Annotated in this window: 30 protein-coding genes; 17 read left to right on the forward strand and 13 right to left on the reverse strand. The window is 57.3% G+C overall.

What is annotated here, in order from left to right:
* The first annotated feature begins 71 nt into the window (after nucleotides 1–71).
* The 3 genes from istA (at nucleotide 72) to RHM69_RS15245 (ending at nucleotide 2,874) form a co-directional block, all read left to right on the forward strand.
* Nucleotides 72–1,571 (forward strand): IS21 family transposase, encoded by a 1,500-nt coding sequence (gene istA, locus RHM69_RS15235; RefSeq protein WP_102619021.1) that lies wholly within the window; start codon nucleotides 72–74, stop codon nucleotides 1,569–1,571.
* A complete protein-coding gene (gene istB, locus RHM69_RS15240) occupies nucleotides 1,564–2,367 on the forward strand; it encodes an IS21-like element ISPsy20 family helper ATPase IstB (RefSeq protein WP_029241171.1) in 804 nt (267 codons plus the stop codon). Before istA ends, istB begins: the two co-directional genes overlap by 8 nt.
* Nucleotides 2,368–2,544: 177 nt before the next feature.
* The gene (locus tag RHM69_RS15245; protein WP_038451449.1) at nucleotides 2,545–2,874 is read left to right on the forward strand and encodes a hypothetical protein; all 330 of its coding nucleotides are present in this window, start codon (nucleotides 2,545–2,547) and stop codon (nucleotides 2,872–2,874) included.
* On the opposite strand, the gene RHM69_RS15250 is transcribed toward RHM69_RS15245, so the two are convergent.
* Together RHM69_RS15250 and RHM69_RS15255 are read right to left on the reverse strand one after the other, a co-directional pair.
* The gene (locus tag RHM69_RS15250; RefSeq protein ID WP_020302002.1) at nucleotides 2,845–3,483 is read right to left on the reverse strand and encodes a LysE/ArgO family amino acid transporter; all 639 of its coding nucleotides are present in this window, start codon (nucleotides 3,481–3,483) and stop codon (nucleotides 2,845–2,847) included. The genes RHM69_RS15245 and RHM69_RS15250 overlap by 30 nt on opposite strands.
* Nucleotides 3,484–3,573: 90 nt before the next feature.
* Nucleotides 3,574–4,299 carry a hypothetical protein gene (locus RHM69_RS15255; protein ID WP_234452035.1) on the reverse strand — a complete coding sequence of 242 codons (726 nt, stop codon included), beginning with the start codon at nucleotides 4,297–4,299 and terminating at the stop codon, nucleotides 3,574–3,576.
* A 225-nt stretch (nucleotides 4,300–4,524) separates the two neighbouring features.
* Between RHM69_RS15255 and RHM69_RS15260 the strand changes: the two genes are divergently transcribed.
* Entirely contained in the window at nucleotides 4,525–5,217 is a 693-nt protein-coding gene (locus RHM69_RS15260; protein ID WP_020302004.1) for an NBR1-Ig-like domain-containing protein, read from the forward strand.
* 8 nt (nucleotides 5,218–5,225) lie between these two features.
* On the opposite strand, the gene RHM69_RS15265 is transcribed toward RHM69_RS15260, so the two are convergent.
* A complete protein-coding gene (locus tag RHM69_RS15265) occupies nucleotides 5,226–5,861 on the reverse strand; it encodes a LysE family translocator (RefSeq protein ID WP_200645906.1) in 636 nt (211 codons plus the stop codon).
* 156 nt (nucleotides 5,862–6,017) lie between these two features.
* Between RHM69_RS15265 and RHM69_RS15270 the strand changes: the two genes are divergently transcribed.
* Nucleotides 6,018–6,389, forward strand: a complete 372-nt coding sequence (locus RHM69_RS15270; RefSeq protein WP_014719840.1) for a PH domain-containing protein — start codon at nucleotides 6,018–6,020, stop codon at nucleotides 6,387–6,389.
* Nucleotides 6,390–6,469: 80 nt separating this feature from the next.
* On the opposite strand, the gene RHM69_RS15275 is transcribed toward RHM69_RS15270, so the two are convergent.
* From RHM69_RS15275 to RHM69_RS15285, 3 genes are all read right to left on the reverse strand, one after another.
* Entirely contained in the window at nucleotides 6,470–7,045 is a 576-nt protein-coding gene (locus RHM69_RS15275; RefSeq protein ID WP_168224013.1) for a PIN domain-containing protein, read from the reverse strand.
* Complete coding sequence (locus RHM69_RS15280) at nucleotides 7,042–7,512, reverse strand: helix-turn-helix domain-containing protein (RefSeq protein WP_014719842.1); 471 nt, start codon at nucleotides 7,510–7,512, stop codon at nucleotides 7,042–7,044. Before RHM69_RS15280 ends, RHM69_RS15275 begins: the two co-directional genes overlap by 4 nt.
* A gap of 140 nt (nucleotides 7,513–7,652) precedes the next feature.
* Nucleotides 7,653–8,615 carry an IS30-like element ISPpu17 family transposase gene (locus RHM69_RS15285; protein ID WP_004577240.1) on the reverse strand — a complete coding sequence of 321 codons (963 nt, stop codon included), beginning with the start codon at nucleotides 8,613–8,615 and terminating at the stop codon, nucleotides 7,653–7,655.
* A 160-nt stretch (nucleotides 8,616–8,775) separates the two neighbouring features.
* Here RHM69_RS15285 and RHM69_RS15290 point away from each other — a divergent pair, with 160 nt between their 5' ends.
* The 3 genes from RHM69_RS15290 to RHM69_RS15300 are packed head-to-tail and all read left to right on the forward strand — an operon-like array spanning nucleotide 8,776 to nucleotide 10,538.
* Nucleotides 8,776–9,930, forward strand: coding sequence for an S-type pyocin domain-containing protein (locus RHM69_RS15290; protein WP_032872684.1), 1,155 nt, complete (start codon nucleotides 8,776–8,778; stop codon nucleotides 9,928–9,930).
* 7 nt (nucleotides 9,931–9,937) lie between these two features.
* Nucleotides 9,938–10,195: a colicin E3-like toxin immunity protein gene (locus tag RHM69_RS15295; RefSeq protein ID WP_200645907.1), complete on the forward strand. Its 258-nt coding sequence runs from the start codon at nucleotides 9,938–9,940 to the stop codon at nucleotides 10,193–10,195.
* 58 nt (nucleotides 10,196–10,253) lie between these two features.
* The gene (locus RHM69_RS15300; RefSeq protein WP_019817493.1) at nucleotides 10,254–10,538 is read left to right on the forward strand and encodes a barstar family protein; all 285 of its coding nucleotides are present in this window, start codon (nucleotides 10,254–10,256) and stop codon (nucleotides 10,536–10,538) included.
* A 20-nt stretch (nucleotides 10,539–10,558) separates the two neighbouring features.
* Here RHM69_RS15300 and RHM69_RS15305 read toward each other — a convergent pair whose 3' ends face one another.
* Nucleotides 10,559–10,933 carry a c-type cytochrome gene (locus RHM69_RS15305; protein ID WP_019817492.1) on the reverse strand — a complete coding sequence of 125 codons (375 nt, stop codon included), beginning with the start codon at nucleotides 10,931–10,933 and terminating at the stop codon, nucleotides 10,559–10,561.
* Nucleotides 10,934–10,963: 30 nt separating this feature from the next.
* The gene (locus tag RHM69_RS15310) at nucleotides 10,964–11,395 is read right to left on the reverse strand and encodes a bleomycin resistance protein (protein WP_200600140.1); all 432 of its coding nucleotides are present in this window, start codon (nucleotides 11,393–11,395) and stop codon (nucleotides 10,964–10,966) included.
* A 164-nt stretch (nucleotides 11,396–11,559) separates the two neighbouring features.
* Between RHM69_RS15310 and RHM69_RS15315 the strand changes: the two genes are divergently transcribed.
* From RHM69_RS15315 to RHM69_RS15355, 9 genes are all read left to right on the forward strand, one after another.
* Nucleotides 11,560–11,922: a response regulator gene (locus tag RHM69_RS15315; RefSeq protein WP_003194033.1), complete on the forward strand. Its 363-nt coding sequence runs from the start codon at nucleotides 11,560–11,562 to the stop codon at nucleotides 11,920–11,922.
* 212 nt (nucleotides 11,923–12,134) lie between these two features.
* Nucleotides 12,135–12,749, forward strand: coding sequence for a biliverdin-producing heme oxygenase (locus tag RHM69_RS15320; RefSeq protein ID WP_106110944.1), 615 nt, complete (start codon nucleotides 12,135–12,137; stop codon nucleotides 12,747–12,749).
* Nucleotides 12,746–14,974, forward strand: coding sequence for an ATP-binding protein (locus tag RHM69_RS15325; RefSeq protein WP_014719849.1), 2,229 nt, complete (start codon nucleotides 12,746–12,748; stop codon nucleotides 14,972–14,974). The genes RHM69_RS15320 and RHM69_RS15325 overlap by 4 nt, the downstream gene beginning before the upstream one ends.
* A 441-nt stretch (nucleotides 14,975–15,415) precedes the next feature.
* Nucleotides 15,416–17,317, forward strand: coding sequence for an alkaline phosphatase D family protein (locus tag RHM69_RS15330; RefSeq protein WP_014719850.1), 1,902 nt, complete (start codon nucleotides 15,416–15,418; stop codon nucleotides 17,315–17,317).
* A gap of 138 nt (nucleotides 17,318–17,455) precedes the next feature.
* Entirely contained in the window at nucleotides 17,456–18,469 is a 1,014-nt protein-coding gene (locus RHM69_RS15335; protein ID WP_019817488.1) for a sensor domain-containing diguanylate cyclase, read from the forward strand.
* A 110-nt stretch (nucleotides 18,470–18,579) separates the two neighbouring features.
* The gene (locus RHM69_RS15340; RefSeq protein WP_019817487.1) at nucleotides 18,580–19,833 is read left to right on the forward strand and encodes an aspartate aminotransferase family protein; all 1,254 of its coding nucleotides are present in this window, start codon (nucleotides 18,580–18,582) and stop codon (nucleotides 19,831–19,833) included.
* Between the two features lie 144 nt (nucleotides 19,834–19,977).
* Nucleotides 19,978–20,232 (forward strand): type II toxin-antitoxin system Phd/YefM family antitoxin, encoded by a 255-nt coding sequence (locus RHM69_RS15345; protein ID WP_003194039.1) that lies wholly within the window; start codon nucleotides 19,978–19,980, stop codon nucleotides 20,230–20,232.
* Entirely contained in the window at nucleotides 20,229–20,483 is a 255-nt protein-coding gene (locus RHM69_RS15350; protein WP_014719853.1) for a Txe/YoeB family addiction module toxin, read from the forward strand. Before RHM69_RS15345 ends, RHM69_RS15350 begins: the two co-directional genes overlap by 4 nt.
* Nucleotides 20,484–20,581: 98 nt before the next feature.
* Nucleotides 20,582–21,298, forward strand: a complete 717-nt coding sequence (locus tag RHM69_RS15355; protein ID WP_020302011.1) for a hypothetical protein — start codon at nucleotides 20,582–20,584, stop codon at nucleotides 21,296–21,298.
* A 10-nt stretch (nucleotides 21,299–21,308) separates the two neighbouring features.
* Here RHM69_RS15355 and RHM69_RS15360 read toward each other — a convergent pair whose 3' ends face one another.
* Genes RHM69_RS15360 through RHM69_RS15380 form a run of 5 tightly spaced genes read right to left on the reverse strand, consistent with a single transcriptional unit; the run spans nucleotide 21,309 to nucleotide 26,939 of the window.
* Nucleotides 21,309–22,430, reverse strand: a complete 1,122-nt coding sequence (locus tag RHM69_RS15360) for an aminotransferase class V-fold PLP-dependent enzyme (protein ID WP_200600141.1) — start codon at nucleotides 22,428–22,430, stop codon at nucleotides 21,309–21,311.
* Nucleotide 22,431: 1 nt separating this feature from the next.
* A complete protein-coding gene (locus tag RHM69_RS15365) occupies nucleotides 22,432–23,634 on the reverse strand; it encodes an MFS transporter (RefSeq protein ID WP_019817486.1) in 1,203 nt (400 codons plus the stop codon).
* Nucleotides 23,634–24,884: an ATP-grasp domain-containing protein gene (locus tag RHM69_RS15370; protein WP_014719857.1), complete on the reverse strand. Its 1,251-nt coding sequence runs from the start codon at nucleotides 24,882–24,884 to the stop codon at nucleotides 23,634–23,636. Before RHM69_RS15370 ends, RHM69_RS15365 begins: the two co-directional genes overlap by 1 nt.
* Before the next feature lie 14 nt (nucleotides 24,885–24,898).
* The gene (locus RHM69_RS15375) at nucleotides 24,899–25,870 is read right to left on the reverse strand and encodes a proline dehydrogenase family protein (RefSeq protein WP_020302012.1); all 972 of its coding nucleotides are present in this window, start codon (nucleotides 25,868–25,870) and stop codon (nucleotides 24,899–24,901) included.
* A gap of 4 nt (nucleotides 25,871–25,874) precedes the next feature.
* On the reverse strand, nucleotides 25,875–26,939 hold the full coding sequence (locus tag RHM69_RS15380) for a fatty acid desaturase family protein (protein ID WP_020302013.1): 1,065 nt from the start codon (nucleotides 26,937–26,939) through the stop codon (nucleotides 25,875–25,877).
* Between the last annotated feature and the right edge of the window lie 27 nt (nucleotides 26,940–26,966).

Here is a 26,966-nt window from a genome sequence, read left to right on the forward strand (position 1 = left end):
GACTGAAAACTGACCCAGGTGTTCAACTGCTTCTGCTCACTTTTCGAGCAGGAGAACACAGGGTGATCAGCATGGAAATGTTGGGAAAAATCCGGCGGATGTACTTCCGCGACAAGCTCTCGCTGCATCAGATAGCCAAGCGTACCGGGCTGTCGAGAAACACCATCCGAAAATGGGTCAGAGCGCCCGAAGCCATTCAGCCAGCGTACCAACGGTGCGCAACCTTCAATAAGCTCAGCCCTTTTCACGAGACCCTGGAGCAGGCGCTCAAGGCCGATTCGTTCCGGCCAAAACACAACCGCAGGAGCGCCAAAGCACTTTTTGAGCAGATCAAAGCCGAGGGTTATGACGGCGGTTACAGCCAGCTCACGGCGTTTGTGCGCTCTTGGCGAGGCGAGCAAGGCAAGTCTTTACGCGCTTTTGTACCGCTGACGTTTGCGCTCGGTGAGGCCTTTCAATTTGACTGGAGCGAAGAAGGTCTGCTGATCGGTGGTCTTTTTCGACGTATCCAGGTCTCCCACATGAAGCTGTGTGCCAGCCGCGCATTCTGGTTAGTTGCGTACCCCAGCCAAGGCCACGAGATGCTGTTTGATGCCCACACCCGTTCGTTTGGAGCGTTGGGTGGTGTGCCGCGTCGCGGCATCTACGACAACATGAAAACGGCTGTCGACAAGGTCAACAAAGGCAAAGGGCGCACGGTCAACGCCCGGTTTTCCGTGATGTGCGCGCACTATCTGTTCGATCCGGACTTCTGCAACGTGGCCTCTGGCTGGGAAAAAGGCATCGTCGAAAAGAACGTTCAGGACAGCCGGAGGCGAATCTGGCTCGATGCTCAAAACTGTATGTTTCACACCTTCGAGGAACTGAATGTCTGGCTCGGCCAACGTTGTCGGTCGCTCTGGAGCGAACTGGTGCATCCGCAGTACAACGGGCTGACGGTGGCCGAGGTCTTAGAGCTGGAGCAGGTCGAAATGATGCCAATGCCGACGGCATTTGATGGCTACGTCGAGCGTACCGTGCGGGTCTCCAGCACCTGCCTGATCAGCGTGGCGCGAAATCGCTATTCAGTGCCATGTGAGCGCGTCGGCCAGTGGGTCAGTAGCCGTTTGTACCCTTCGCGGATCGTGGTCATTGCTGACGAAACGGTGATCGCCAGTCACGAGCGCCTCTTTGATCGAGATCAGGTCAGTTTTGACTGGCAGCACTACATCCCACTCATCGAACGCAAGCCTGGTGCATTGCGCAACGGTGCGCCATTTGCTGATCTGCCAAAACCGTTACGGCTTCTCAAACGAGGACTGAGGCGTCACACCAACGGTGATCGAATCATGATGCAGGTACTGGCTGCTGTGCCAATTGCGGGGCTCGAACCTGTGCTGGTGGCGGTGGAGCTGGTACTTGAATCGGGAAGTCTGAGCGCCGATCACATCCTCAATGTCCTTGCCCGCCTGACCTCCACCGCACTACCTCCCAGTGTAGAAACCAGCCTGCAACTCAAGGTCGCGCCTGTTGCCAATACAGCACGCTACGACCGGCTCCGTGCGACCGATGAGGAGAATCGCAATGCGTGACCTAATGACTGAACTCAAAGAACTTCGCCTGCACGGCATGGCCAGTGCTTGGGAAGAACTGGTCTCTCAAGGAACAGCGTCGACGGCTTCATCGAAATGGCTGCTGGAACATCTGCTTCAGCAGGAACATGCGGATCGCGCGGTGCGCTCGGTGAATCATCAGATGAACATGGCAAAACTCCCCATGCACCGTGACTTAGCTGGCTTTGACTTCAGCGCTTCCAGCGCTGATGCCCGGCTGGTCAGCGATCTATCCAGCTTAGCGTTCACTGAAACGGCGCAGAATGTCGTGTTCATTGGCGGCCCTGGAACCGGGAAAACACACCTGGCCAGTGCCTTGGCTGTATCCGGAATCACGGCCCACAACAAACGCGTGCGCTTCTTTTCCACGGTGGATCTGGTGAATCTGCTGGAGCGTGAGAAGTACGATGGCAAGGCAGGGCGAATCGCCCAGGGACTGCTTCGCACAGACCTGGTGATACTGGATGAGCTGGGATATTTGCCCTTTAGCCAAAGCGGCGGTGCCCTGTTATTTCACCTGCTGTCCAAACTGTACGAACACACCAGCGTGGTCATCACCACCAACCTCAGCTTCTCGGAATGGTCGAGTGTGTTTGGCGACGCCAAGATGACCACCGCGTTGTTGGATCGGCTGACACATCACTGCCACATCGTCGAAACGGGCAACGAGTCCTACCGCCTACAACACAGCACCTTGGCCGCCCAGACAAAGATCAAGTCACGGGAACGAAAGCGCAAGGACGGAGATGATGTCGAGGACGATGAGCCATTTTGATCCGCACCATAAATACCCTGCTGCATGCCTACATGCGGTGGGGGTTGATGCGTCTTGAATCGGCCCACTGCTGCTAAGCTTATCCACAATTGCTGGGACAGAAATCAGCAATCCGTCCTGGGTCAATTTTCAATCGGCAGGGTGGGTCAGTTTTCAATCAGCGCCAACAGCGGGACCATGGAGTTGACGCTTGAAGCGGTTGCGTTGTTCGCGTTGAAGCTGGTGCATGAGACTGACGACGGTAGCCCGTTGCTGCGCGATGATCCCGTGATGGAGGGCTATGATCGCGAGGTGTTTGGGTTGTTGGTGCGCCAGGGAAACCTGGCCGAGATCCAGTTGAAGCTCGATGAGTGCATCACCCAGGCGTTGATTGCATTGGGTGGAGCGGACAGCGTTCTCGGGCGTGAATTGCAAAGGCTATCCACCGATGTGCAAAACATCGCTCGTCTTGATGAGTTGACCTGCCCGCTGACCGTACTAAAGAGCTATCTGAAAGATGTGCAATGAATCGGTAATCAGGGTAACGGCCAGGTAAACCATCAACACCGCCACCCCTGCATCCAGCCAGCGCCAGACCGCAGGCTTGCGAAACAATACCGTCAATCGCTGACAGCACAGCGCCAACACCACGAACCACACGAGTGATGCCGTCATGGCGCCTGTCGCGAACAGCGCCTGTTGGCCCGCAGGTTTCGTGGCACCGATGGAACCAATCAACACCACGGTATCGAGCCAGGCGTAAGGGTTGGCAAAGCCGAGTATGACCGCCGAGCGCAACAGCCCTCTTTGCGAGTTGCCGCCTTGAGCGTCCGGCATGGACTGATCCCGGATGCAGGCCAACAGACGTTGGCCACCAAACCAAAGCAGATACGCAGCGCCGGACAACAGCAATAGTGCCATCACCTCAGGCCGGCTTCCCAACAACGAACCTAAACCCGTGACCCCGAAAGCGATCAGGAAAATATCGGCCATTACGCAAATAGCGACAACGCCCCAGATCGGCCCGCGACCGACACCTTGGCGGATCACCAAGGTGTCTTTCGGGCCAGGGGCGGCGAACAGTCCGATACCCAAGAGCAAACCTTCGATGTAAAGGGCATTGAAGTGAGGAAACATGGACTGTTCGAGCCCTCCAGGACTATTTAGCGCAGTTGAATCGGTTGATTACCGAAACCGGTATGACGAGCATTCACAGTACTGCCCAGGTCAATGGATTTCTGGCGGTAAAAGGTCGTCAGCAACTGATCCGGATTGGGATTTGCAAAGTAGATCAATGAGCTTCTGGCGACCGGTTTGCTGGGCGCAAGTACAGCATGGTAGGCGGCAGGCACGGCATGATCGGAGAGCTCTGTCAGCAAGGAACCCGCCAGCACCGCGACCTCGTTCTCCAGAAGGCGTACCGGCTCCAACGATCGTCCTTTCATCAAAACCAGCCCTTCGCGAAAGCATATGCCCGTCTTCATGAGGATCCTGGGCATATTGACGAGAATGGTCTTTCGCCTGTGGACCATAGACACACAGCTGGATGTACGATGCCGCGCGAAAGGGGGCCAAGGGGGCAACGCCAAATTCCTCGCAAATGCCACCCATAACTCCCTGGGCCAACTCGCTCATCTGTCGTTCAAAACTGCCGACTGCGACAACGAAAGTACTTCGGGTGAATTCGAAAGCGGTTCTTTTTGAAGCGTGCGCGGGCCAGTAACAAAACCGCTCGCACAGGTCCGGGTGATCCTCGGCAAGGGAGTACTCGGCGCCAAAAGGGAAAAAACCATCCGTGTCCTGAGCAAAGGAAAACTCATCCTTGATGGCCTGGGGAATGGCCGAATAGCCATCAATGATCTTTTTGTAGTCCTGCAACATCGCATCAGGAATTTGCAGGATGCCAAAGCCTGATCGGGCAATGGATTCACAGCACGCTTTCATTGGACTCATAGCTATATCCACAGATAGATGTAAAGGAATGCAACACACACAAGGTTCGCAAGCATGTGAGAAACCGCGACACTGGATATGCCAACCAAACCGGGACCTATCCATGTCTTTCACAACGTCGCCAGCAAGACCAAAGTCTGAATCGCTCTGTAACCGTGACGGCGGGCAGGTTGTCCTTTTTGGCTTACAAGATGACGACTTCCACTGGAAACGGGTTTGCAAAATATGAGCATCAAAACTGGCGATACTCTTCGAGCGCTTGTTGTACGACGCAGCCGAGAACTGGGAAAACCCCTGACTAACCTGGCTAAGGAGGCTGGCATCTCCAGAACCTACCTTTATGCATTGGCGGACGGTGCTTCAAAAGATCCGTCCGTACGTACCCTGATCAAATTAGCCAAAGCGCTACGTGTCTCCCCGCTGCTGCTGTTTCGCTACTTTGCCGACCTGACCGGTGCTCCAACTGATGCTTACTCAATGGCTATCACCAACCGGGCCATTGGCTTGCACGACCCATCTGACATTGCCGTATTCAATGCAGACGTGACCACGCCTGACCAGACCGTAGTGCTGCCCGGTGAAACCTTTCAGAAAACCTGGGAGATCCAGAACCTCGGGATTCGCCCCTGGCGCGGGCGGCGATTGGTGAGAGTGGACGGTGAGTACGTGATCGCCCGTCGAACCGCTTCGGGGGAGCCATTGGAAGTGGTGATGGATAGCCATCTGCGAAGCCTGAATAACGATATTCCGATAGCAGATACTTTGCCCGGCCAGCCAGTGCATATCACCGTGGAGTTCGGAGCCCCGAGGGAGACCAGTACCGTCACCTCAATCTGGCGTATCGAAGATGAACATGGGCAGCCTTGCTACGGGCCAGCATTCATCCTGCATGTGATTGTCAACGTCATGGCGCGCTGAAAGCAGCCTTACTTGCGCCCCTCTACCGCCATCCGCACCGCCAAACCCATCAACACCGACCCCATCAGCCAGCGCTGCAGCACCTGCCAACCTGGCCGGGTGACAAAAAACACCGCGATGGAACCCGCCATGCAGGCAATCACCGCGTTGACGCTCACGCTGATAACAATCTGCAGGGAGCCCAGCGCCAGGGATTGCATCAGCACACTGCCATGACCATTAGGGTCGATGAACTGGGGCAGCAACGACAAATACATCACCGCCACTTTGGGATTGAGCAAGTTGGTGACCAAGCCCATGGCCACCAACTTGCGCGGGCTGTCCTTGGGCAAGTCGCGCACCTGGAATGGCGAGCGCCCACCCGGCTTGACCGCCTGCCAGGCCAGATACACCAGATACAACGCCCCGCCGAGCCGCAGCGCGTCGTAGGCAAACGGCACAGCCATCACCAACGCCGTGATACCCAGCGCCGCGCACACCATGTACACCACAAACCCCAGCGCCACCCCGCCCAGGGAAATCAACCCGGCCGTGCGCCCCTGGCAGATGGAGCGGGAAATCAGGTAGATCATGTTCGGCCCGGGAGTCAGTACCATGCCGAGTGAAATCAGGCCGTAGGCGAGCAAGCTGGACATATCAGGCATGGATTGGCTCCTGGTTTTTTAGGCTGCCAGCGTGAAATCCTTCGCCGACGCGGTCGTGTTGAGCGTCATGCTAGGGGCTTGCAGGCCAGGGCGTTAGATACAGATCCGCAGGCAAAACGTCATACACCGACGGCACCACTTACCCAGGACAGGCACATGATCGACTTCAACAACAAAGGTTTCTTCAAGCTCAAGCAAAACAACGAATACGCCGAACGCGTAGCGGCCCTGCTGCTGGACGGCGAAGAAGTGGTCGACGCCTACAAGGCCATGCGCGACGGCGTCGTGTTCACCACCAAACGCATCATCGCGGTGAACGTGCAAGGGATTACCGGCAGCAAGAAGGACTTCACCTCATTGCCGTACAAGAACATCGTGGCGTACTCGGTGGAAACGTCCGGGACGTTTGACTTGGATTCGGAGTTGGAGATTTATTTTTCGTCGTTGGGGAAGGTGAAATTCGAGTTCACTGGCAAGACCTCGATCGTGGAAATCTCCCGGCTGATTTCCAAGCATCTGCTGAGTTGATCCGCAGGCACCCAAAAAACCTTGGTGTTTCAAGGTCTTTTTTATTGCGGCTCAGCTGACGTACACCGGACTCATCCTGCTCACAGCATCATTTCATAGGGTCCCATTGCCTTGCTAGTCTGCACCAAGCCCTGCCGCATCAACATCTCAAGATAACTTCCCGCCTCCATCGCGGGCTTCTTCAACGCCCTCCTCTGCTTCTGCGCCGCTCCCAACACTGCCGCCTGATTCAAATCCCAGAGATCCGAAATAAAGTCATCCGGATGCATCGGTTCAATGTCATAGGCAGCCAATATATGAGGTGGAAAGTCTTTCAAATTGAAGGTCACGATGACCTCAGCTTTACTCCGAATTGCCGCCGCCAACACATGCCGGTCATCCGGGTCTGGTAAATCCAAACTCGAACACAGATCCTCATATCCCGTCACCAACGCGTCAGGTATAGCAATGTCCATTAGCGCCGACGTGCAGTCCACCTGAGCCGCCGTAAGATCGGGTCGGTTCTTAAGTACGTTGCGCTTCCACTCATCCTGAATCTGGCCAGTCCATCGCGCTCGATACAAACCAGACAAACCAAGCCACATGAGTAAGTCCCTAAGTGCCGCAGGATAGAGAACACAAGCATCGTACACCGCAGTAAAGGGCGAACACCTCATCCGTCATACCCCATTCCCAACTCTTGGGCCTGTTGAACCAGCGCTTCCATTGCCTCTTGGCTTTGCTCGTCACGCCGTTGCTTGAACGCCATCAAATCCGAAAAACGGACTCGCCGATGTCGGCCCGTTTTTGTAAAGGGGATGGCTCCTTCCTCCAGCATCTTGACCAAATGCGGGCGTGACACATTAAGCAGGTCGGCAGCCTCCTGCGAGGTCAACTCGGCATGAACCGGCACTACCTTGACGGCATTGCCCAGCGCCAATTCGCCCAGAATATCGACCAGCAGACGCAGTGCGGAGGTTGGTAGGACAAGCCTGTGTGGCTTGTCTTCTTTGTCGAAGATATCGATGCGCTGGGTTTCAAATTTGGTCGACAATAGGGACGCTAATTCACGCTGACCTTGCACTGCCGCCTCGACTTCTTTTTCCAGCGGAAGGATCGTTTTGGGAAGATTGTTGATGGTCATGATGCAACTCCGGCCTTACGCAATTCAGTTGAGGTCAACGCTAAACGAAACAAACGAAAATCGCAATATTCGAAACAATGCTGGCGACTCACGTACCAGTCAACTTTTCCCACATCAACTGACAAATTGAGCTCCTGAATTCAACACATAAGTGCAACGCTCACCCCTGTATGCACTTCGTACGGCGTCTTCCAGCCCAAGCGCTTGCGCGGGCGTAGATTGATCCTCGCTACTGTCCGATTGACGGCTTCGACGGTCAGCTTGCTGAAGTCGCTGCCCTTGGGGAAATACTGGCGGAGCAGACCGTTGGTGTTTTCATTGGTGCCACGTTGCCAGGATGAATAGGGGTCTGCAAAAAAGACCTGGCACTGGCTCCGTAGCGCGATGCGTTCATGCCCGGCAAACTCCCTTCCGTTATCCAGCGTCAGCGTGTGAGCGGCATGGCCCTGAAGCATCAGATTGATCGCCCGCGTTACCTGCCGGCGCGTTCTGCGCTTGACCGGATAGGCGCTCAGATAGCCGCTTTTGCGATCAACCAGGGTCACCAGGTTACCGCCCAGTCCATGTACCGTATCGCCCTCCCAGTCCCCCAGGCGCTCGCGGCTTTCGACCTCGGCTGGGCGTTCACTGATTGACACGCGATTACGCAGCTGCCCGCGCCGATCGTGGCTTCCATAGCGTTTCCGGTAGCGCTTTCGGCGATGTCGCAGATAGGTATAAAGCTCACCACCGGCGCGCTGTTCGGCGGCAATGAACCGATAAATCCACTCATGGCTGACCGCCCGGCTTGGCTGCTCCTGCTTCAACCGCTGGGCGATCTGCTCCGGACTCATGCCATGCTTGAGCCACACCGGGAGATGATGGCTGAGCCATGTCGCCGGCTTGCAAAACTTGCGCGCACCCGCTCGACGAGCATCACTTTCATGGGCCGCAGAAACAGCCTTGTAGATATTCTGGGTGCTGTTGCGGCGAACCTCGCGACTGATCGTCGAGGGATGCACGCCGACCCGCTTTGCAATGCTCGCCTGGCTCTCTGCGGCGCTCAAGCCAGCCTCAATCTGGTAACGTTGTCCCTGAGTCAGCTGCCGGTAATGCGTAGTCATCTGCGCTTGAATCCTTCGGTGTGAGAGCCTGGATTCTACCGGTGGCTGGCTCTCTGCCTCTCGTTTCAAGCGTTGCGCTTATTCTATGAATTCAGGGCTGATATCGGTTTCTGACTCCCCCTCATAGGCTCACTCCCTCGCACAAGGAAGTGAATCGGTCATGTCAGAACGCTTTTATCCACCCACCGAACAAGCGTTACTCAAGCGACGAATCCTCACCCGGCAACCGTCGCGTGTGCCGTATTCGCCTACTATCGATTTTTTCGAGCCGTCCCCTGCCCAGCCACCTACACCAGCCCAACCTCCAAGCTGCGTTTTCATAAAACCATGCCAACTGCCTGACGGTATCGCTCATTACTCGAGCCCCACCGGTTTTGTCCCACTGGAACTGATCAAGGAGTACGGCCATGTAAGTCTGTTGGGCGGGCGCGAAGTGGACGCCCGGGGCGCGGTTGCCTTGCGCAAGATCAGTGGCAGCGCACTGCCAGCCGGCTTAGGGCAGTTGGCATTGCGTTCAGCGTTTTTGGAGTCGGCGGCGACAGTCAGCGCATCCGTCGCTGGTAGCCTGTTGACAGGGTTGGTAGCGCTGGCTTGGCCGTCGGATCTAAATGATAGCGCGCTCTACAACGAGGAACAGTTGCGTTCGCTGCAACGAGCGCGTTCGCAAATGCGGCTGCATATCGAGCAACGCGACGACGGCACGCTTAAGGGGTATGGGTTTTACACAGGTAACAATGCCGATTGGCAGATGATTGACGTGGTGCAGTTTCAAAACCGCAGCGGCCAGTTAATAGCAGATTTGAATAATGGCGTAGAGCTGATCTGGACGCCCTCCGTTGATCCAAATGACACCTTAGGTGTTCCGGCATTGGAGGCTGCGCCGCAAGCACCCGTGATCTGGATCTACCCACCGACTGAGACGGCGGCGCAGATTCTGGTTAACCCTATTTACCCACCGGCCTATCGGGATTTTATTCTGGTGTTTCCGGCGGGGTCGGGGGTTCGGCCGCTGTATGTGGTGGTAGGTGCCAAGTCTGGGGATCACAAGTACCACAAAGCGCCTGACACTGAACAAATAACTGGCTTTGAAAAACTGATAAAAGCAAAACCCAAAACTCCCAGACAAGGAGGGGCCGGGCTGAGAGAACGCTGGATTGAGGAAAAAGGTCGGAAGATCTATGAATGGGACTCTCAGCACGGAGAGCTGGAGGTTTATCTAGCGAGTGATGGGAGCCATATAGGTGCGTTCAACCACATAAGCGGCGAGCAGCTAAAAGGGCCAATCAGAAAACGAAACATCAAAAAATATCTGTGAGGGCTACATGGGACTAAAAATAAGGTTGGAATGGTTTGACAGAACTACAGAGAGGCTAAACGGAACCGAGAGTTCAGCGGACTGCGGAGATGACTACTCAGTGATTTCCACACTCGGGTTGTTGAGCGCAGCGGACGTCAATAACGGCATGTTTGAATTGCGCAGGGAATGGCTATCAGTGATACAGCCACACTTTTTTCATGAAATTGCTCTTTCAGAAAGTGACTACTTCATCGCATTTGATTACGAAGTTGCAAACGAGTAATGCAGACTCAAAGAATTCAGCCTGAGCTGTAGTAGATGAAAAAGCAAATGGTGCACAAGTGACCCGAACATCCATCATCAAAATAGACCTGACCCGCATTCAGAACCCCAAAGAGCTTCACGCCACGCTGGGCACTTCACTCAACTTCCCCACCTGGTATGGCCAGAACTGGGATGCTTTTTGGGACGCCATCACCGGCTTGGTAGAAATGCCCGAGACGCTTGAGTTTTCTGGTTGGGATATTTTTTCAGAGTGCCTACCTCACGATGCCAAGATGCTGCGGCAGTGCTTGGCTGAGCTCGCGACCCATTACCCGGACCTTGCGTCGCGGGTTCGCTACTGATGCCCGTCAGCCTGGGCGCCTCACTTGGGCTGGAATGTCGCTAAGTACGCCAGGATATTTTCAATCTTCTCTTGGTCACTGATCCCCCAGAAGATCATCCGCGTGCCACTCACCACCGACTTCGGATCTTCAATGTAGGCCGCCAGTTTTTCCCGTGTCCACACCACGCCTGAGTTCTTCATCGCATCCGAATACTGATAGTCCGTGGTAGTACCGGCAGGCCGGCCAATGATGCCGTTCAGTTCCGGGCCAAAACCACCCCGCGCGCCTTCACCAATGCTGTGGCAGCCACCGCAGGTCTTGGTGAAGAGTTTGCCGCCCGCGTCGGCGTCGCCCGCAGCGAACGCTGGTGCGGCGATAACGGTCAGGACGAGGGTCAATAACACATACTTCATTCACGTATCCCTATCGGCTGTTGCCGTGGATTATGCCTGTTCGACCGGCCTTTCTCCCAGCCGCTGCACCAGACGCACCAGATAACCGTCCGGGTCTTGCACGATGAACTGGCGCTGCCCGGCCTCCACGTCACCGGCTCGGTACCAGGCATCTTCAACATCGCGGAACAATGGCCAGCCAATGTGCGCCAACCGTTGCAGGATAGGCGCCACGGCGGGCACATCGATTTGCAGGTTGATGCCGCGCCCGAACGGTGGCTGCAACGGTGCGGTCAGCCACTGGCCGGCGTCGGGGTCGTATTGTTCGAGCATGATTTGCGCGCCGTGCAGGTCGAGGTAGGCAAAGCCTTCTTCAGCGCGCTGGTAGGCGATGGTGAAGCCTAACTGTTCTACCCAGAACACCAGGCTGACACTGAGGCGAGTGACGATCAGTTCCGGCACGAGCGGGTTACGGTTAAACATGGCATTCCTTGGGACGGCGGGGTGGCGTTCACCTTAACGGATTGTCGTGCCCATGGCTCACAAGCAGTCAAACGACCACCCATCGATTAAAAAACATCCAATCGAACCTATCCGGCCACCTTCCACTCCACCTTACTGAACCCCCTGATGGTGGAGTAAGGATCATGGCTCAGCCATCGATTTTGGTATTGGAAGACGACGAGATCATTCGGGCGTTGATGGTAGATGTGCTGGAAGACTTTGGTGCGGTGGTGACATCGTTTGCATCGGCAGACGAAGGGATGATTTACCTGGAGCGCGGCGATGACCCGGTGGATTTGATTGTCAGTGATATTCAAATGCCCGGCTTGCTCAATGGTTATGACTTGAGCCGTGTGGTCGCCCACCGCTGGCCTGAAGTACAAGTAGTGCTGACCTCAGGTAATACGAAAATCGCCGCCGAGTTGGGCAGTTCCGTGCGGTTTCTGCCCAAGCCCTGGAGTACCGACCACTTGCTTGAGTGCGTGCAGACAGCATTGACGCACTAGGGCCTGCCCCTGCGTTGATAGCAGCGCGATATCATTTCAACCGAACTTGAGGGCCAGTTCTGCGGTCATGTAAGGTGCAGGGAGCGACTTTTCTGATCCACTGGTCAGCCTTTTCGCTTCTGCGTTCAGCTGACGACAATGAGTTGTGTAGAATCGTCGCCCATTTTCACGCGTCATTCATGGCCGACAGGCCCACAGTTCGAGCTCATTGAATGCATTCACAGGCCCATGACGTTAGTGCGCCCTCCTTGTTGGAAACGTTGCGCACGGGCACGGGCCTGCTGCATGTGGCGTTGGAACAGCGCCTGCCGTTTTTTTCCGAGCGCCTGGATGCCCAGTGGTATCGGCGCCTGCTGCAAGCGTACTACGGCTTTTATCAGCCGATGGAAGCGGCGCTGTATGACAGCGGTTTGATTCCCGATGGATATGAGCCTGTGTTGCGTGTGAAAACGCCAACACTGGTCCATGACCTGGACGCACTCGGCCTGACTGACCACGCCATCCATGCCCTGCCTCGCTGTGCCCAACTCCCCGTATTAGACACGCCGGCTGCGTGTCTCGGCGCCCTGTATGTGCTGGAAGGCGCCACCCTGGGTGGCCAAGTGCTGCGCCGGGAAATGGCCCTGCGCCTGGATGTGAACGCCGACAACGGCGGTGCCTTTCTCAATGTATACGGCGCCGAGACCGGACGGCGCTGGAAAGATTTCCTCGATTATCTGAGCCGCCAGCCACTGGATACAGATGCCGCCGCGCGCGCGGTGATGGCGGCCCGTTCGACATTCAGCGGCTTTGAGCAATGGCTCGACAGCCAGGAGGTATTGCTATGAAACCCGAAGATTTTGAAGAGCTGCTTGCCAACTGCGCCGACGAACCCATTCGTTTTCCGGGGGCCATCCAGCCCCACGGCGTGCTGCTGACTTTGTCGGAACCTGGCCTGAACATTATTCAGGTAAGTGCCAACGTCGGTACGTTGTTCGGCCACGCCCCCGAGGCGCTGTTGGATCAACCGTTGCACAGATTGATTGGCGAGGAGTACGCCCAGGCCGTGCGAACCATGGCCGAGGACAGCGCATTCCTGGACTCGCCGCCCCTGCTGATCACCTTCAAGGGTGAGCAGTTCGAAGGCCTGTTGCATCGCCACCAGGGCGTGTTAGTGCTGGAATTCGAACCACGGCTCAAGGATTTCAAACCCCGAGCGCACAATGGCCGCACCAGCGATCTGGGCAAGATGCTGCACCGCCTGCAATCGGCAAAGACCTTGGAGGCGCTCTACGCCATCACCGTCAACGAAATCCAGGCCATGACCGGTTATGACCGGGTGCTCATCTATCGCTTCGAAGAGGAAGGCCATGGCCAGGTGATCGCGGAGGCCTCGGCGCCGTCAATGGAATTGTTCAACGGGCTGTTCTTCCCCGCGTCCGACATCCCCGAGCAGGCTCGGGAGCTGTATCGCACCAACTGGCTACGGATCATCCCGAATGCGTCCTACGAACCGGTACCGCTGGTGCCCAAATTGCGCCCGGACACCGGGCAGCCCCTGGACCTGAGCTTCGCCACCCTGCGCAGCGTGTCGCCGATTCACTGCCAGTACATGCAGAACATGGGCGTGTTGTCGTCCATGAGTATTTCGTTGATGAAGGGCGACAAACTCTGGGGCCTGATCAGCTGCGGCAACCGTGAGCCGCTGCTGGTACCTAATGACCTGCGCATGGCCTGCCAGACCATCGGCCAGGTGCTGTCATTGCAGATCAGTGCCATGGAGGCCCTGGAGCTGACCCGCCAGCGCGACGAGAAAGTCCAAGCGCTGGCGCTGCTGGACCTGGCGATGAAAGCCTCTGCCAATAACGTCTTCGACGGCCTGGCCCAACAAGGCCGAATGCTGATGGACCTGACCCTCTCCGGCGGCGTGGCGATCATCGAAGATAAACAACTGCACCGCTACGGCAATTGCCCGGAACCGGCGCAGATACGCGCGCTGCACAAGTGGTTGCAGGCCAACGGTGAACCGGTATTTTCCAGCCATAACCTGGCCTCGGTTTACCCGCCTGCCGCTGAGTTCCAGAGCGTGGCCAGCGGCGTGCTCGCCATGAGCTTGCCCAAGCCTGTGGATAACGGTGTGTTGTGGTTTCGCCCGGAAGTCAAAGAGAACATCCACTGGAGTGGCGACCCGCAGAAGCCGCTGAATCTGGAAACCTGCGACGCGGGCATGCGCCTTCGCCCACGCACCTCGTTTGAAATCTGGAAGGTGGAGATGGCCGGCATCTCCACCAAATGGAGCCATGGCGACCTGTTTGCCGCCAACGATTTGCGCCGCTCGGCCCTGGAGAACGACCTGTCCCGCCAAGTGCTGCGCGAGCAACAAGCGGTGCGTGCGCGGGACGAGCTGGTCGCGGTGGTTTCCCACGACCTGCGCAACCCCATGACCGTCATCTCCATGCTCTGCGGCATGATGCAAAAAGCCTTCAGCTCCGATGGTCCACACACCTCACGCCGTATCTCTTCCGCGATCGACACCATGCAACAGGCCGCCGGGCGCATGAATGTGTTGCTGGAAGATTTGCTCGACACCTCGAAGATCGAGGCCGGGCGCTATGTGGTCAAGCCGGTGGCGCTGGACGTCAGCCAGATCTTTGAAGAAGCGTATTCGTTGCTGGCCCCCCTGGCCTCGGAAAAAGGCATCGACCTGTCGTTCAATGTCGAGCCCGGCCTGCAGATCAAGGCCGACCCGGAGCGCTTGTTCCAGGTGCTGTCGAACCTGATCGGCAATGCGATCAAGTTCACCCCACGCCAAGGCAACATCGGCATCAGCGCCATGAGCAACGGTGAGGAGATTGTATTTTCGGTGCGAGACTCCGGTGAAGGCATTGCACCGGACGATTTGCCCCATGTGTTCGATCGCTATTGGACCCAGACTGAAAACAACCCCACCGGCAGCGGGTTGGGGCTGTATATCACCCAGGGGATTGTCCAGGCTCATGGTGGGCGCATCGAGGCCGAAAGTGAGTTGGGGTGCGGTAGTGAGTTCAGGTTTACGGTGCCAAAGCCTGCCTGAAACGCGCCCATTTTCTAAACCCAACATGCGGATACCTTTGGCCGGGAACGAACAACCCGGCCAATGCCACTGAAACGGTGCGCACTCAAAGGGAGTATTGGTGCGACAACAGTCCTCCAATTGAGTAAGGGGTTTACCGATGATCATTGGCAATTCGTTTGACAGCTTGAGCTATAACATCCAGCAAGGCATGAAAGCTAACCAGCCTTCAGCCAATCCCGCCCCCACCTCTTCGCCGATTGGCAGCCCCCCACAGGGGCAGGACACGCGACCAAAACCCAAAGATTCGGGTATGACCTCTCTCGGAGGAGGCAAACTGCTTTAAACCGTTAGGAGTCACCGGCAACGAGTGCAACGCAACGCGCTGCACTTGCGTTAACAAAACACTGACATCCTCTGCGTTATCCTTTCCAGTCCCACTTGGTATGAGCTGCATTCTTCATGGGTCAACCTGAAATCCTGCCTGCCGTGATCGCCGGCCCCTTGCTAAGACGCCTGGAACCACAGCGCCTGGTTATCTGGTTGGTGGGCAGTCGTGCCCTGCCCCTGTGCTTGCGGCTGCAATTACCCTCGGGCGAGGCGCTGGATATCCCGCTCGATGCAACGCACTGCCAAGTCGTGCCCGTCGGCCGCCATGCCGTTATCCACCTGATCGACATAGCCCTGAGCCACGCCCTGCCACAGGATGAAATCATCGGTTACGACCTGTTGATCGACGGCCTCGGCATTGCACAATGGGCACCGCACTTGCTGTATGGCGACGCGACTACGCCAAGCTTCGTGCTGCATAGCCGCATCCATCACTTGGTGCATGGCTCGTGCCGCAAACCCCACCATCGTGCCGACGAAGGCTTGCTGTGTGTCGACCGTCTGTTGGGGGACGCCCGCACACCGCTCGAACGCCCAGCCTTGCTGATGATGAATGGCGACCAGATCTACGCCGACGACGTCGCAGGGCCCATGCTGCGAGCCATTCACGGGCTGATTGCGCGCCTGGGCCTGTTCGATGAGTTTCTAGAGGGTGCGGTGGTGAGCGACAGCGCCAGCCTTTATGGGCATCGCGCCAGCTATTACCACCGGGCCGACCTGCTCCCTGCGCTGGACAGTAACGAGACCTTGCGCGAACGCTTTTTCGGCGGTGTGAAGAAACCCATCTTCACCAGCAGCACCGCCGATAATCACCTGGTGACCTTTGCCGAAGTGATCGCCATGTACCTGCTGGCCTGGTCGCCGGTACCCTGGACGCTGATCGCACCAGAACCGCCGCCGCTGAGTGCGCAAGAACAACAACGCTATGCCCGCGAACAGGTTCATATCGATCAGTTCCGCGACGGCCTGCCTGGGGTAGCGCGGGTGTTCGCGCACCTGTCGACGCTGATGATGTTCGACGATCACGACATCACTGACGATTGGAACCTCAGCGCCCAGTGGGAAGAAACCGCCTACGGCCACCCCTTCTCCAAGCGCATCATCGGCAATGCCTTGCTGGCGTATCTGTTATGCCAGGGCTGGGGCAACCAGCCCCAGGTGTTTGGCGAACTGCTGGACCAGACCCAGGCACTGACCGGCCGGGTACAGGCCAATCATCTCGAGGCGACGGCGCAAGACGCGTTGCTGGAGGCCTTGCTGAAATTCCAGCAGTGGCACTACGTATTGCCCACCACCCCGGCGCTGGTGGTACTCGACACCCGCACCCGACGCTGGCGCAGCGAGTTCACCCTCAAGCAACCTTCCGGCCTGCTGGACTGGGAAGCCTTGAGCGAACTGCAACAAGCGCTGCTGGACCATCCATCCGCCATCATCGTCTCGCCCGCGCCGGTCTTTGGCGTCAAGCTGATAGAGACGGTGCAAAAGGTCTTCAGCTGGTGCGGTTTTCCCCTGCTGGTGGACGCCGAGAACTGGATGGCCCACCGCGGCGCCGCCCAAGTGATTTTGAATATCTTCCGCCACTCACGCACGCCAGGTAACTACGTGATCCTTTCCGGTGACGTGCATTACTCGTTTGTCTACCAAGTGCTGATCCGCCACCGCAACGGCGGCCCCAAGATCTGGCAAATCACCAGCAGTGGCATCAAGAACGAGTTCCCGCCGCGCCTGCTGGAATGGTTCGATCGCCTCAACCGCTGGCTCTACTCCCCGCGCTCGCCCCTCAACTGGTTTACCCGCCGCCGCACCATGCAGGTGATGCCTTATATCCCAGAGCATGCCGAAGCGGGTGAGCGTTTGTGGAACTCGGCGGGCATTGGCCAGGTGTTTTTCAATGAGCAGGGCCAACCGCAGGCCATTTACCAGCACAACGCGGATGGAAGGCCTCGGACAAAGATGATGGCGCCAGAAAAATAGCGTTTCGCCACTCGTCATAAGCAGCACACCTGCCCTATTCAAAGCGCGCAAGCGCCGATGTACAGTAGCGCCAGCCACGGAGTATCGGCGTCAACCATGACTGGCCTTGGGCGCCAGCCCTCCGCAGGAAGCGCGCAGATGGACGATACATCCGGCAAAGAACCGCTACGCAATGAAGTGTCCGACCTTAACGTCGACCTGTTGCACGCCATCATGGAACTGGTCAGTGATGGCATCTGGGACTGGAACGCCAATACCGGCTTCGTCTACCGCAATCCCGGCTGGTACGAAATGCTTGGCTACTCCCACCACTCCCTGGAAAACAGCGTCTTCACCTGGGAGAACGTGATCCACCCCGAGGATTACCCTCGCGTGATGGCGGTGTTCGATGACTACATCAGCCAACGCGCCGCTCATTACCGGGCCGAATACCGTTGCCGAAAAGAAGACGGTACGTACCTCTGGATCGAGGACCGCGGCTACGTCATTGCCCGCAACCCCGACGGTTCCGTGGCGCGCATGGTCGGCGCACACCGCGATATCCATACGCGCAAATGCTCCATCGAACAGTTGCAAAAGCGCAACCAGTCTCTGGAAGCGCTGGTCGCGGAGCGCACCCTCGAGTTGTCGCGCGTCAACCAGCAACTGCAATTGCAACTGGACGAAAACCGCTCTTTGGCCGAGCGGGACGCCCTGACGCGCATCGCCAATCGGTACCGCCTGGAAAAGGTGCTGCTGGAGGAATGCGACCGCGCCGAGCGCTTCCGCCTGCCCTTGGCACTGGTGGCCATGGATGTCGATGACTTCAAGCCGATCAATGACCAATACGGCCACGGCGTCGGCGACCAGACGCTGATACGGGTAGTGGAACACCTGGAAGCCTGCGTACGTAAAAGCGACTTGCTGGCGCGTTGGGGCGGCGACGAGTTTATGGTGGTGCTGCCCAAAAGCAGCCTGGACACGGCCAAAGAGTTGGCCGAAAGGATTCGCCATAAAATCAAGGCGGCGGCCCCCTTGGGCGCGTTGAACGTTACCCTGAGCCTGGGCGTAGTAGAGCGGCGCATGGGGGAATCGCCGGCGGCGCTGATGGCGCGGGCCGATCAAGCCTTGTACCGATCCAAGGCGGCGGGCAAGGATGGGGTGTCGGAATAGGCCGCAGCTCCTTCCAAGGTGGAATGACCCGGCAACTTTATTTCGTTTGCGGCAAGGCCAGGCGCGCGGCTTAGATAGCGCTGCGCCCACCACTGCCGAGTCCCCGAGTCATGAGCCACGCTAGCATCAGCCAGTCGATTTCCATCGTTCACCCCATCAGCCTGAGCCACGGTAAAAACGCCGAAGTCTGGGACACGGCGGGCAAGCGTTACATCGACTTTGTCGGCGGTATCGGCGTACTCAACCTGGGCCATTGCCACCCGGCCGTGGTGGCGGCCATTTGCGAGCAAGCCACCCGGCTAACCCATTACGCGTTCAACGCCGCACCGCATACGCCCTACATCGATTTGATGCAACGCCTCTGCGCCTTTATCCCGGTGAGCTACCCCGTCAGCGGCATGCTCACCAATAGCGGTGCCGAGGCGGCGGAAAACGCCCTGAAGATCGCCCGTGGTGCCACCGGGCGCACGGCGGTGATCGCCTTTGACGGCGCCTTCCACGGGCGCACCCTGGCGACCCTCAACCTCAACGGCAAGGTCGCGCCCTACAAGCAGAAGGTCGGTGTACTGCCCGGCCCTGTGTATCACCTGCCCTACCCCAGTACCGATAACGGCGTGTCCTGCGCCGAAGCGCTGAAGGCCATGGAGCGTCTGTTCAGCGTGGAGATCGACGTAACCGATGTGGCCTGCTTCATCATCGAGCCGGTACAGGGCGAAGGCGGTTTTCTCGCCCTGGACACTGAGTTCGCCCAGGCGCTGCGGCGCTTCTGCGACCAGCACAACATCCTGCTGATCATTGATGAAATCCAGTCGGGTTTTGGTCGCACCGGCCAGCGTTTCGCCTTCTCGCGCCTGGGCATCGAGCCGGACCTGCTGCTGCTCGGCAAAAGCATCGCCGGCGGCATGCCGCTGGGGGCGGTGGTCGGGCGCAAGGCGCTGATGGACAACCTGCCCAAAGGCGGCCTGGGCGGTACCTACTCGGGTAATCCCATCGCCTGTGGGGCGGCGCTGGCGACCCTTGAGGTGATGAGCGACACAAACCTGCACGCCTGGGGCGTCGCGCAGGCGGCCGCGATTGTGGGCCGCTATGAAGCCTGGCGCGCACAGCAACTGTCGCCCTACCTGGGCCGCCTCACCGGTGTCGGCGCGATGCGGGGCATTGAACTGGCCCATGCCGACGGCACACCCGCCCCCAAGCAACTGGCGCAACTGCTGGAGCTGGCGCGAGAGGCTGGCTTGTTGCTGATGCCCAGCGGCAAGTCGCGGCACATCGTGCGCTTGCTGGCCCCGCTGACCATTGAGCCTGAGGTGTTGGAGGAAGGTCTGGATATTCTCCAAGCGTGCCTCGAAGAACTGGACGAGTAACATGTATCAACAGGTTTGACGCTGCTCCACTCAGTCGTTGAGCTTGTTCGTGAAGTCCGGGCGAGGTGGATGACCGTTGATAAGATTCCCGTTGTGGATATGTACGTATTTCTGTACGTTAAACCCACCCAACAAGGAGTCCCCATGGAAACTATCAACTACACCAACGCCCGAGCCCATCTGTCCGAAACGATGGACCGCGTCAACGATGATCACGTCCCACTTCTACTGACTCGACAAAAAGGCGAGCCCGTGGTGATGATCTCGTTATCAGAGTTCAATGCTCTGGAAGAGACGGCTTACCTGCTGCGCTCGCCTAAAAATGCCGAACGTCTCATTAACTCAGTCAACAGCTTACGAGCAGGCAAAGCCAAGCCAAGGCGGTTGATTGAAGAATGAAAATACTCTTTACCCCTGAAGGCTGGGACGACTACCTCTGGTTTCAACAGAACGACAAAGCCGGGCTCAAGCGCATCAATCTCTTGATCAAGGCCATACAAAGAGACCCGTTCGGCGGCGTGGGGAAGCCTGAACCCCTCAAACATAACCTGAGTGGTTTCTGGTCTCGACGAATCACCGCGGAGCATCGTTTGGTTTATGGCATCGAGGATGATGAAGTACAAATATTGATGTGCCGCTACCACTACTGAAATTATTCTGACGCCCCAGCCACCTTGACCTGATCCCCCCACCCGCTGAAAATGCCCGACGTTTTTTGTCTCTCCGCATACTACGCAGTGAAATTTTAATGTCTGATTCCTACACCGAAAAATCCGCCGAAGAATCCGTAGTCGCCCTGCACGCCAAAGCCGAATACGAAAACGCCATCAATCTTTCACAGCATGTGCCAGCCGCCAAGATCATCAGCGAGATGGTGCTGGACGCGTTTCACACCTCCAAGGAAAGCGACCAGATCCGCGAGCTGCGCGTTGCCATCCGCCAGGCCCACGATGCCTTCGATGATGACAAAGCCTATGAGCTGATGGGCCAGCTCAAGCAATTGAAAGACGCCGAAGCCGCAGACAACGCCGCCCTGGAACACCTGAGCAGTCAGTTCTCGATCAGCCGCATCCTGTCCAGCTTCAAGGACGATCCCGAGTTCCAGGAACTGGTCTATGGCCTGGCCCTGAAGGTGCTTAACCAGTCGCACCAGGCCATCAGCAACCCGAGCGCCGGCAAGGGCAAAGCTGCACGCGCCAAGAAAGACACCGAAGTGTTTGTGATCAGCAAAGATGGCATCAGCGTCACCCTGCCGCTGCGCACGCCGCGCTCCAAGCTCAATGTGGACCGCGAAGCACTGGAGTTCCTGGGCTTCACCTTTGTAGGCGAAGGCAGCGAGGCGGAGCTTGCGAGCGAAACCTTCATCGACAACAGCGGCGCCGAGCAGCCGGTCACGCGCAAGAGCATCGTGACCGCGCTGCAACAGCAAAGCGCCTTTGACGGCTACGCCATCGCCGCCCAGTAAGTGCCCAACACTACAAACTTCGCAGGGTCAAAAGAGCCTGCTCGACCTGGGCGAGAGTGATATGCCGGCCCACCGAGGCACGCACAAAGTGTGTGACGCCCAGGTCCTTAAGCAACAACGGAGTGTGAGCGGTGGTGCCTGCCCACAAGTTGAGCCCCAGCTCGCGGGCTTGGCCGACAAATGCCTTGGCCGGCAGGTTGTGCGGCACAAACGAGACAATTCCAGTCTGCTCGAACTGGTCGCACATTAGCGTCAACTGCGGCAGGCGCCGCAATTCCTTCGCCAGCAGCGCATAGGGCTCTGTAATCACCTGCCCGCCGCCGACCTGCACATACTCCTGCAGCGCCGTATGCATGCCCACCTGAGCCGAGAGGCTTTTTTCAGCAATTTCCAGCACCCGCGCACTGGCCACGTCCAGCCGGTTGACCTGGCCATCGGTGCTGGCGGCGTGCAAGTCGGCAAAATTGAGCTGCAATTGGCCAAGCAAGCGTGGCGACACGTAAGCAACCCCACTGCCACGGGGCCCGCAGAGAAACTTGCGGCCCGCACCTGTCAACAAATCACAATGGATATCCCGCACATCCAGCGGTAACTGCCCCAACGACTGGCAGGCATCCACCACATACAACGCATTCGCGTCCTTGAGCAACGCGCCCAGCGCTTCCACCGGATTGATCACCCCACAGCACGAAGGCAGGTGCGACACACTGACCAGGAACACATCATCGTCCAAATGACGCCGCACCCACTCCAGATCCAGCGGGCTGGTGGCCGTGGTGGGGATCACTTCGACGCGAATGTCACTCGATAACTTGAGGTAGTTGAAAAAGATCAGGTTGGCCGCGTACTCAGAAGTTGACACCCAGACCCGCTTACCCCGGGGAAATTGCAGTTTGCCGAGGATGCTGGTCCAGGCTTCGGTGGCACTGCTGAAAAAACCAATCTGTGAAGGCTGAGCATTCAACAGACCGGCCATCACTCGGTACAAGTCGACGTTGAGCAACTCTTCATAGGCAAGCTCGGCTTCATAGCTGCCTATCTGCGCTTCAATGGAGGTAAAACGCTGTATAGCATTGAGCGTGGCCGACGACATCAGGCCCGCACCGGCGGTGTTCAAATGCACCCTATTCATTTCATGCTTCCTTGTTCCACAAAACAGCCGATCCTTTCATCACGCCCACTGCCACTGCGAACAACAGCAATACCGTACCCGCCAGCAGCCACGGCGAAGGCAGGGATGGCTGTGACATCAGCATGAACGCCAGCGGCGGTGTGATCATCACGCCGATATTCACCCCCGCCGAGTAATAGCCGAGGTTGCGGTCAACGGTGTGACGGCTGGAGATACTGCTGACGTAGTGGGTGATACCGGGGAACACAACCATCTCCCCCAGGCTCCAGAGCACGGTGGCGGCCAGCAACAATGCACCGATATGGCTGAAGCCCATCAGGAAAAACCCTACGCCGGCCATCAGGAAACCCGCCACCAGTGAGCGACTGCTCGACAGGTGCGACATGCGTTGGTTAATCGGTACTTCGAATAGAATCACCAGCAGTGCATTGATAAAAAAGATGATGCCGACGTAGTAGGCCGGCAACTCGGTGTAGTTGATGATGTAGGCCGACAGAAACGTTGGCGGCAGCGCATAGGCGATGTGCACCGGCAACGCTGCCAGCAGAATCACCAGCAAGCGCGAACGCTCGTGCATTGCGCTTTCCGGCAGCCCATTGCCTTTACTGGCAACGCCAGCCCCTTGTGTCACCGGCACCGTACGCCCAAACCACAGGCAGGCGATAAAGGCGACAAGGGACAACGCCGCGTTGAGGTAGAACACCGCATCGGCGTTACTCAGGAAAATCAGGCTGCCCAAGAGCGGCCCGATTGCCATGCCGATGTTGATCGCCAGGCGGTTGCAGGAGAACGCCACTTTGCGCGATTCGCTACTGCTGTGAGCCACTGTTTCGGAGAACGTGGCGGGGGTGAATGCTTCGTAGCAGCCTCCCCATAGAAACGACAGCACAAACAACACCACGGTGTTATCCACCGACGGAATGATCAGCAGCAGCACCGCATTGAGCAGTAACGAACCGAGGATCACCCGATTGGCAGAAAAACGCTTGATCACCCCGCCGATGATCAAGTCCACAAACAACGCACCCGCGCCATACACGCCCACCAGCAAACCTGCGGTGCCCGCCGATACGGCGTGCTGATGAATCAGGTACGCCGCATAGAAAGGGAACGCCATGGTGCCCATGCGGAACACCAAGGTGATCAGGAACAGCAACTGCAAGCGGGCATTGAGCCCACGTAAAGCGCGATAGGTGCCCATCATCAGCGGATCACATAGACGTGGTCTTTGTTCTGGCGAATCTGCTCGTAATCCTCGTCGATACTGCGCTGGCTCTCCGATACCAGAAACACCCGCAGAGGGCTGCTGAGCAGGTCCACGGTCTTTTTCATCAACTTGCCGGCCTTGTATTTGACGCTCAGCTTATGCACCGAGGGCAGCGCCTCGATCAGTTGGATAGCTGAGTCGTTGAAGCCAGTGACCTCACCTTGCAGCGTGGTATCGGTGTTGATGACACAGGCTTCCTTGAGCTTTTGATAGCGCTTGCCGGCATAGTTTGCCTTGAACGCCTCACCATCGCAGTACGCCAGATAGGTGAGCTGCGCCTGGTTGCCGCCCAGGCTGATGTCGTGGAATCGGGGCTCCATGTTGCCGTTCAAGCGAGCACCGACTTCTACCAGCGCAGGGCCGGCTTCAGTGAGGATCACTTCCGAATGGGCTGGGCCGTTATTGATACCCAACGCCTTGAGCGCCTGCACGATGTAATCGACCAGTACGTTGGCCTCGGCACTGTCCGGCGCAATCAGAACGTCACGGTCATAGATGTTCTTGCCGCCACTGATTTCACGCTTCACATAACGCCAGATCCCACAGACGTAGGCCTGCCCATCACGGCTGACGGTATCGACGATATACTCCGGGCCCTTGAGGTAGGACTGGCAAAGAATTTCGGTGTTGGCCAGGCCGAAGATATCCAGGTTGGATATGACTTCCTCACAGGCGCGCTTGACGTCCTCGACGTTGTGGCAGATCGAGACGCCGTCTGTCGAAGCCGAGCTCAGCGGTTTGATCACGCACGGAAACACATGGCCGGCCTCTACCCAAGCCAGCAGTTGCTGGGGGTCCGAGGATTTGATCTGGCGGGCGGTCAACAGGCCCGCGGCCGCGACTTTATTGATCATCTCAAACTTGTCGCGGCGCGCACGTGACCCCGCGCTGCCGTTGGAAGTGGACAACTGCAGTTGTTCGCTCAAGTAGTCGGCAAATGGCACGCCTGGCTCCTGGCCAGCAATGACGGCGACTACGTTGAATTCGCGCAGGCGTTGCACGATCTCTTCAGCGTTGTCGTTGAACGCCAAATTGTGTTCGAACTCCGACAGATTCGGCCCGAGCATGCTCGGCATCAACTCTGGGGTACTCTGTACATGGATCAGGCTGAAGCCCGCATCCCGAAAATATTGCGGCAGGAAATTACCGCTCGAGTAGACATCCACCAATGCGACGTACTGCTTCATAAGAATGTCCTTTTTCAGTAATGAGTGGCGGTTTCAGAGGCCCGTGGCGAAGCCACGTCATCCAGCGCCAGGAAAATGTTCTGCGGAAACTCAGCCACACGGTGCAACAGGTGCAGGTACCAATTGATGCCATACACCGCCGACACGCGGGCCTTGACCTGACCCTGGTTTTTCACCTTCTGAATCAATTCAGGGCGCACACCGTGAAGCATCTCCAGCTCGCCTCGGTCGGCGATGCGGCTGGTGAGGATTTCTTCAACCAGCTGTGGGTCCTGGGTCGCGAAAGCGAACGGGCCACGGCCGCCATTGATTCGGTCCAGCAACCCCAGGTAACGCTCGTTGAGCGCATTGCCACGCGGTAAAGCAATCGCGGCAGGCTCAGCATAGACGCCTTTGACCAAGCGTACTTTGCAGCCAGTTTCCAGGACCGCCCCGAGGTCATCCGGGGTTCGATTCAATTGCGCCTGCAAGGTGATACCCACGTTGGGAAAGCGCCCGCTCAGTTGCAGGAAGATATCGAGGATCGAATCCGTCCATTGAGAACGCTCCATACTGATGATCACACCGATATCCTTATCGGCTGCATGGGTGAGGATCTTCGAGCAGTTCTCAATCGCCAGTTCGCGGGAAATGATGGTGCCGACGTTGGACAGGTCGAACCCCAACTGCGGGGGTTCTTCAAGCTTGGGATGCTGTGCAATCAAGTCGATGAGTTTCAGGTACTCATCGGTAGCCGCGGTGACCTCGGCTAATGTCGTCGCTTCCTCGCCAACGAACTCGACACCGGTGCGATAGCCTTTCTCCAGCAGGGCCCCAAGCTTATCAAGCATCTCCAGGCGATCTTCGGAGATGATGTAACGAAGAGCGGCGGGCCGCAGGAAATCGCGCAGCGTCTCGCTCTGCAGGAACAAATCGCGATAGGTTTTGTTCGCCGCCAGTTTCTTCAGGGCCAGGGTTGCCAGCAGGCTGTTGTCGGTCGTGTTCATGGCATTAAACCCCGTAGGACTGGTTGAGCATACGACGTGCGAAACTCGAATCGTCGGTGTGGTTGGCAATCTTGTGAGCGCGGAACTTGGACGCGTAACTGAGCAACGTTTCCTTGTGGCGGCTCTGCCGATCACGGGTAAAGATTCCGGCCCACAGGTTGTCCCAGCGCGCGTACTCAGGGTGAGTCATCAGCAGCTTATGAGCCTTGCGCATATTCCAGTGGGGAATGGACGGATGTAGGTGGTGCACGAGGTGGTAATTGTCGTCGTGGCGACCGAAAAAGAAGTTCTCCAAAACATTGCCTTTACGGTTGCGGGTCAGCAACAACTTGTCGGTCTCAACCGCCGGCATCGGATAATGCTCGGCCAACTCGATGATCCAGCCTACGGCCACGGCGGTGGTAAACAGCGGCACCAGCCAGAACAACACCCATTCAGCGACCACCCCAAACCAGGCGACCACAGCAAAAATTACCGCCCAATAAGCCCACATCATCATGCGTTCCTTGCGGATGCGCGGGTCTTGCCCCTGGACACGGTCCTTGACCACATACTTGATGTACTGAAGGGTTCTGTAGCCGGATAGCGCCATCACGACGTTCTTCAAGAAGAACTCGCGCTCGCTTTGTTGAAGGTCATACAGGCCGCACTTGAGATGGAAATTGTAGTCAGGGTCTTTTTCTGGATGCCCCAAGTGCACGTGGTGGTTTTTGATGTGCGAAGTGCTGTAGGACTGGTACAAGTGGAAGACCAGATACCCAGAAAGAAACGTACCGGCAAACCAGTTGATCGCACGGTTTTTTGCCAACACCTTGTGGGTTGACTCATGTAGTACGTTAGTCAAAGCACGTTGGGTGGTGCCGATTAGAAACAGCGAAACCGGGTAGAACCAATAGCTGACGCCCAACGACAGGTAAATGGCAAACGCAATAATTGCATAGTCCTTACCCAGTGCGATGGCCCAGTGATAGTTATCTTTTTTACACAAGTGTTTAAGCATCCCGAATGTTTCCCGGGAAATACCGGCAGCGTATTCGCTAGCAGGTTCTTTGTTTTTATCGACCAGCATAATCACTCCATAATTAAGCGGCGCGCT

The organism is Pseudomonas sp. CCI1.1 (assembly GCF_034348165.1).
In the GTDB taxonomy this organism is placed as follows: domain Bacteria; phylum Pseudomonadota; class Gammaproteobacteria; order Pseudomonadales; family Pseudomonadaceae; genus Aquipseudomonas; species Aquipseudomonas paracarnis.

Bases quoted from the DNA above. Each gene is read 5' to 3' on its own strand.
- istA (WP_102619021.1), top strand. From the start codon at position 72: ATGGAAATGTTGGGAAAAATCCGGCGGATGTACTTCCGCGACAAGCTC.
- istB (WP_029241171.1), top strand. From the start codon at position 1,564: ATGCGTGACCTAATGACTGAACTCAAAGAACTTCGCCTGCACGGCATG.
- RHM69_RS15245 (WP_038451449.1), top strand. From the start codon at position 2,545: ATGGAGTTGACGCTTGAAGCGGTTGCGTTGTTCGCGTTGAAGCTGGTG.
- RHM69_RS15250 (WP_020302002.1), bottom strand. From the start codon at position 3,483: ATGTTTCCTCACTTCAATGCCCTTTACATCGAAGGTTTGCTCTTGGGT.
- RHM69_RS15255 (WP_234452035.1), bottom strand. From the start codon at position 4,299: ATGAGTCCAATGAAAGCGTGCTGTGAATCCATTGCCCGATCAGGCTTT.
- RHM69_RS15260 (WP_020302004.1), top strand. From the start codon at position 4,525: ATGAGCATCAAAACTGGCGATACTCTTCGAGCGCTTGTTGTACGACGC.
- RHM69_RS15265 (WP_200645906.1), bottom strand. From the start codon at position 5,861: ATGCCTGATATGTCCAGCTTGCTCGCCTACGGCCTGATTTCACTCGGC.
- RHM69_RS15270 (WP_014719840.1), top strand. From the start codon at position 6,018: ATGATCGACTTCAACAACAAAGGTTTCTTCAAGCTCAAGCAAAACAAC.
- RHM69_RS15275 (WP_168224013.1), bottom strand. From the start codon at position 7,045: ATGAGGTGTTCGCCCTTTACTGCGGTGTACGATGCTTGTGTTCTCTAT.
- RHM69_RS15280 (WP_014719842.1), bottom strand. From the start codon at position 7,512: ATGACCATCAACAATCTTCCCAAAACGATCCTTCCGCTGGAAAAAGAA.
- RHM69_RS15285 (WP_004577240.1), bottom strand. From the start codon at position 8,615: ATGACTACGCATTACCGGCAGCTGACTCAGGGACAACGTTACCAGATT.
- RHM69_RS15290 (WP_032872684.1), top strand. From the start codon at position 8,776: ATGTCAGAACGCTTTTATCCACCCACCGAACAAGCGTTACTCAAGCGA.
- RHM69_RS15295 (WP_200645907.1), top strand. From the start codon at position 9,938: ATGGGACTAAAAATAAGGTTGGAATGGTTTGACAGAACTACAGAGAGG.
- RHM69_RS15305 (WP_019817492.1), bottom strand. From the start codon at position 10,933: ATGAAGTATGTGTTATTGACCCTCGTCCTGACCGTTATCGCCGCACCA.
- RHM69_RS15310 (WP_200600140.1), bottom strand. From the start codon at position 11,395: ATGTTTAACCGTAACCCGCTCGTGCCGGAACTGATCGTCACTCGCCTC.
- RHM69_RS15315 (WP_003194033.1), top strand. From the start codon at position 11,560: ATGGCTCAGCCATCGATTTTGGTATTGGAAGACGACGAGATCATTCGG.
- RHM69_RS15320 (WP_106110944.1), top strand. From the start codon at position 12,135: ATGCATTCACAGGCCCATGACGTTAGTGCGCCCTCCTTGTTGGAAACG.
- RHM69_RS15325 (WP_014719849.1), top strand. From the start codon at position 12,746: ATGAAACCCGAAGATTTTGAAGAGCTGCTTGCCAACTGCGCCGACGAA.
- RHM69_RS15330 (WP_014719850.1), top strand. From the start codon at position 15,416: ATGGGTCAACCTGAAATCCTGCCTGCCGTGATCGCCGGCCCCTTGCTA.
- RHM69_RS15335 (WP_019817488.1), top strand. From the start codon at position 17,456: ATGGACGATACATCCGGCAAAGAACCGCTACGCAATGAAGTGTCCGAC.
- RHM69_RS15340 (WP_019817487.1), top strand. From the start codon at position 18,580: ATGAGCCACGCTAGCATCAGCCAGTCGATTTCCATCGTTCACCCCATC.
- RHM69_RS15345 (WP_003194039.1), top strand. From the start codon at position 19,978: ATGGAAACTATCAACTACACCAACGCCCGAGCCCATCTGTCCGAAACG.
- RHM69_RS15350 (WP_014719853.1), top strand. From the start codon at position 20,229: ATGAAAATACTCTTTACCCCTGAAGGCTGGGACGACTACCTCTGGTTT.
- RHM69_RS15355 (WP_020302011.1), top strand. From the start codon at position 20,582: ATGTCTGATTCCTACACCGAAAAATCCGCCGAAGAATCCGTAGTCGCC.
- RHM69_RS15360 (WP_200600141.1), bottom strand. From the start codon at position 22,430: ATGAATAGGGTGCATTTGAACACCGCCGGTGCGGGCCTGATGTCGTCG.
- RHM69_RS15365 (WP_019817486.1), bottom strand. From the start codon at position 23,634: ATGATGGGCACCTATCGCGCTTTACGTGGGCTCAATGCCCGCTTGCAG.
- RHM69_RS15370 (WP_014719857.1), bottom strand. From the start codon at position 24,884: ATGAAGCAGTACGTCGCATTGGTGGATGTCTACTCGAGCGGTAATTTC.
- RHM69_RS15375 (WP_020302012.1), bottom strand. From the start codon at position 25,870: ATGAACACGACCGACAACAGCCTGCTGGCAACCCTGGCCCTGAAGAAA.
- RHM69_RS15380 (WP_020302013.1), bottom strand. From the start codon at position 26,939: ATGCTGGTCGATAAAAACAAAGAACCTGCTAGCGAATACGCTGCCGGT.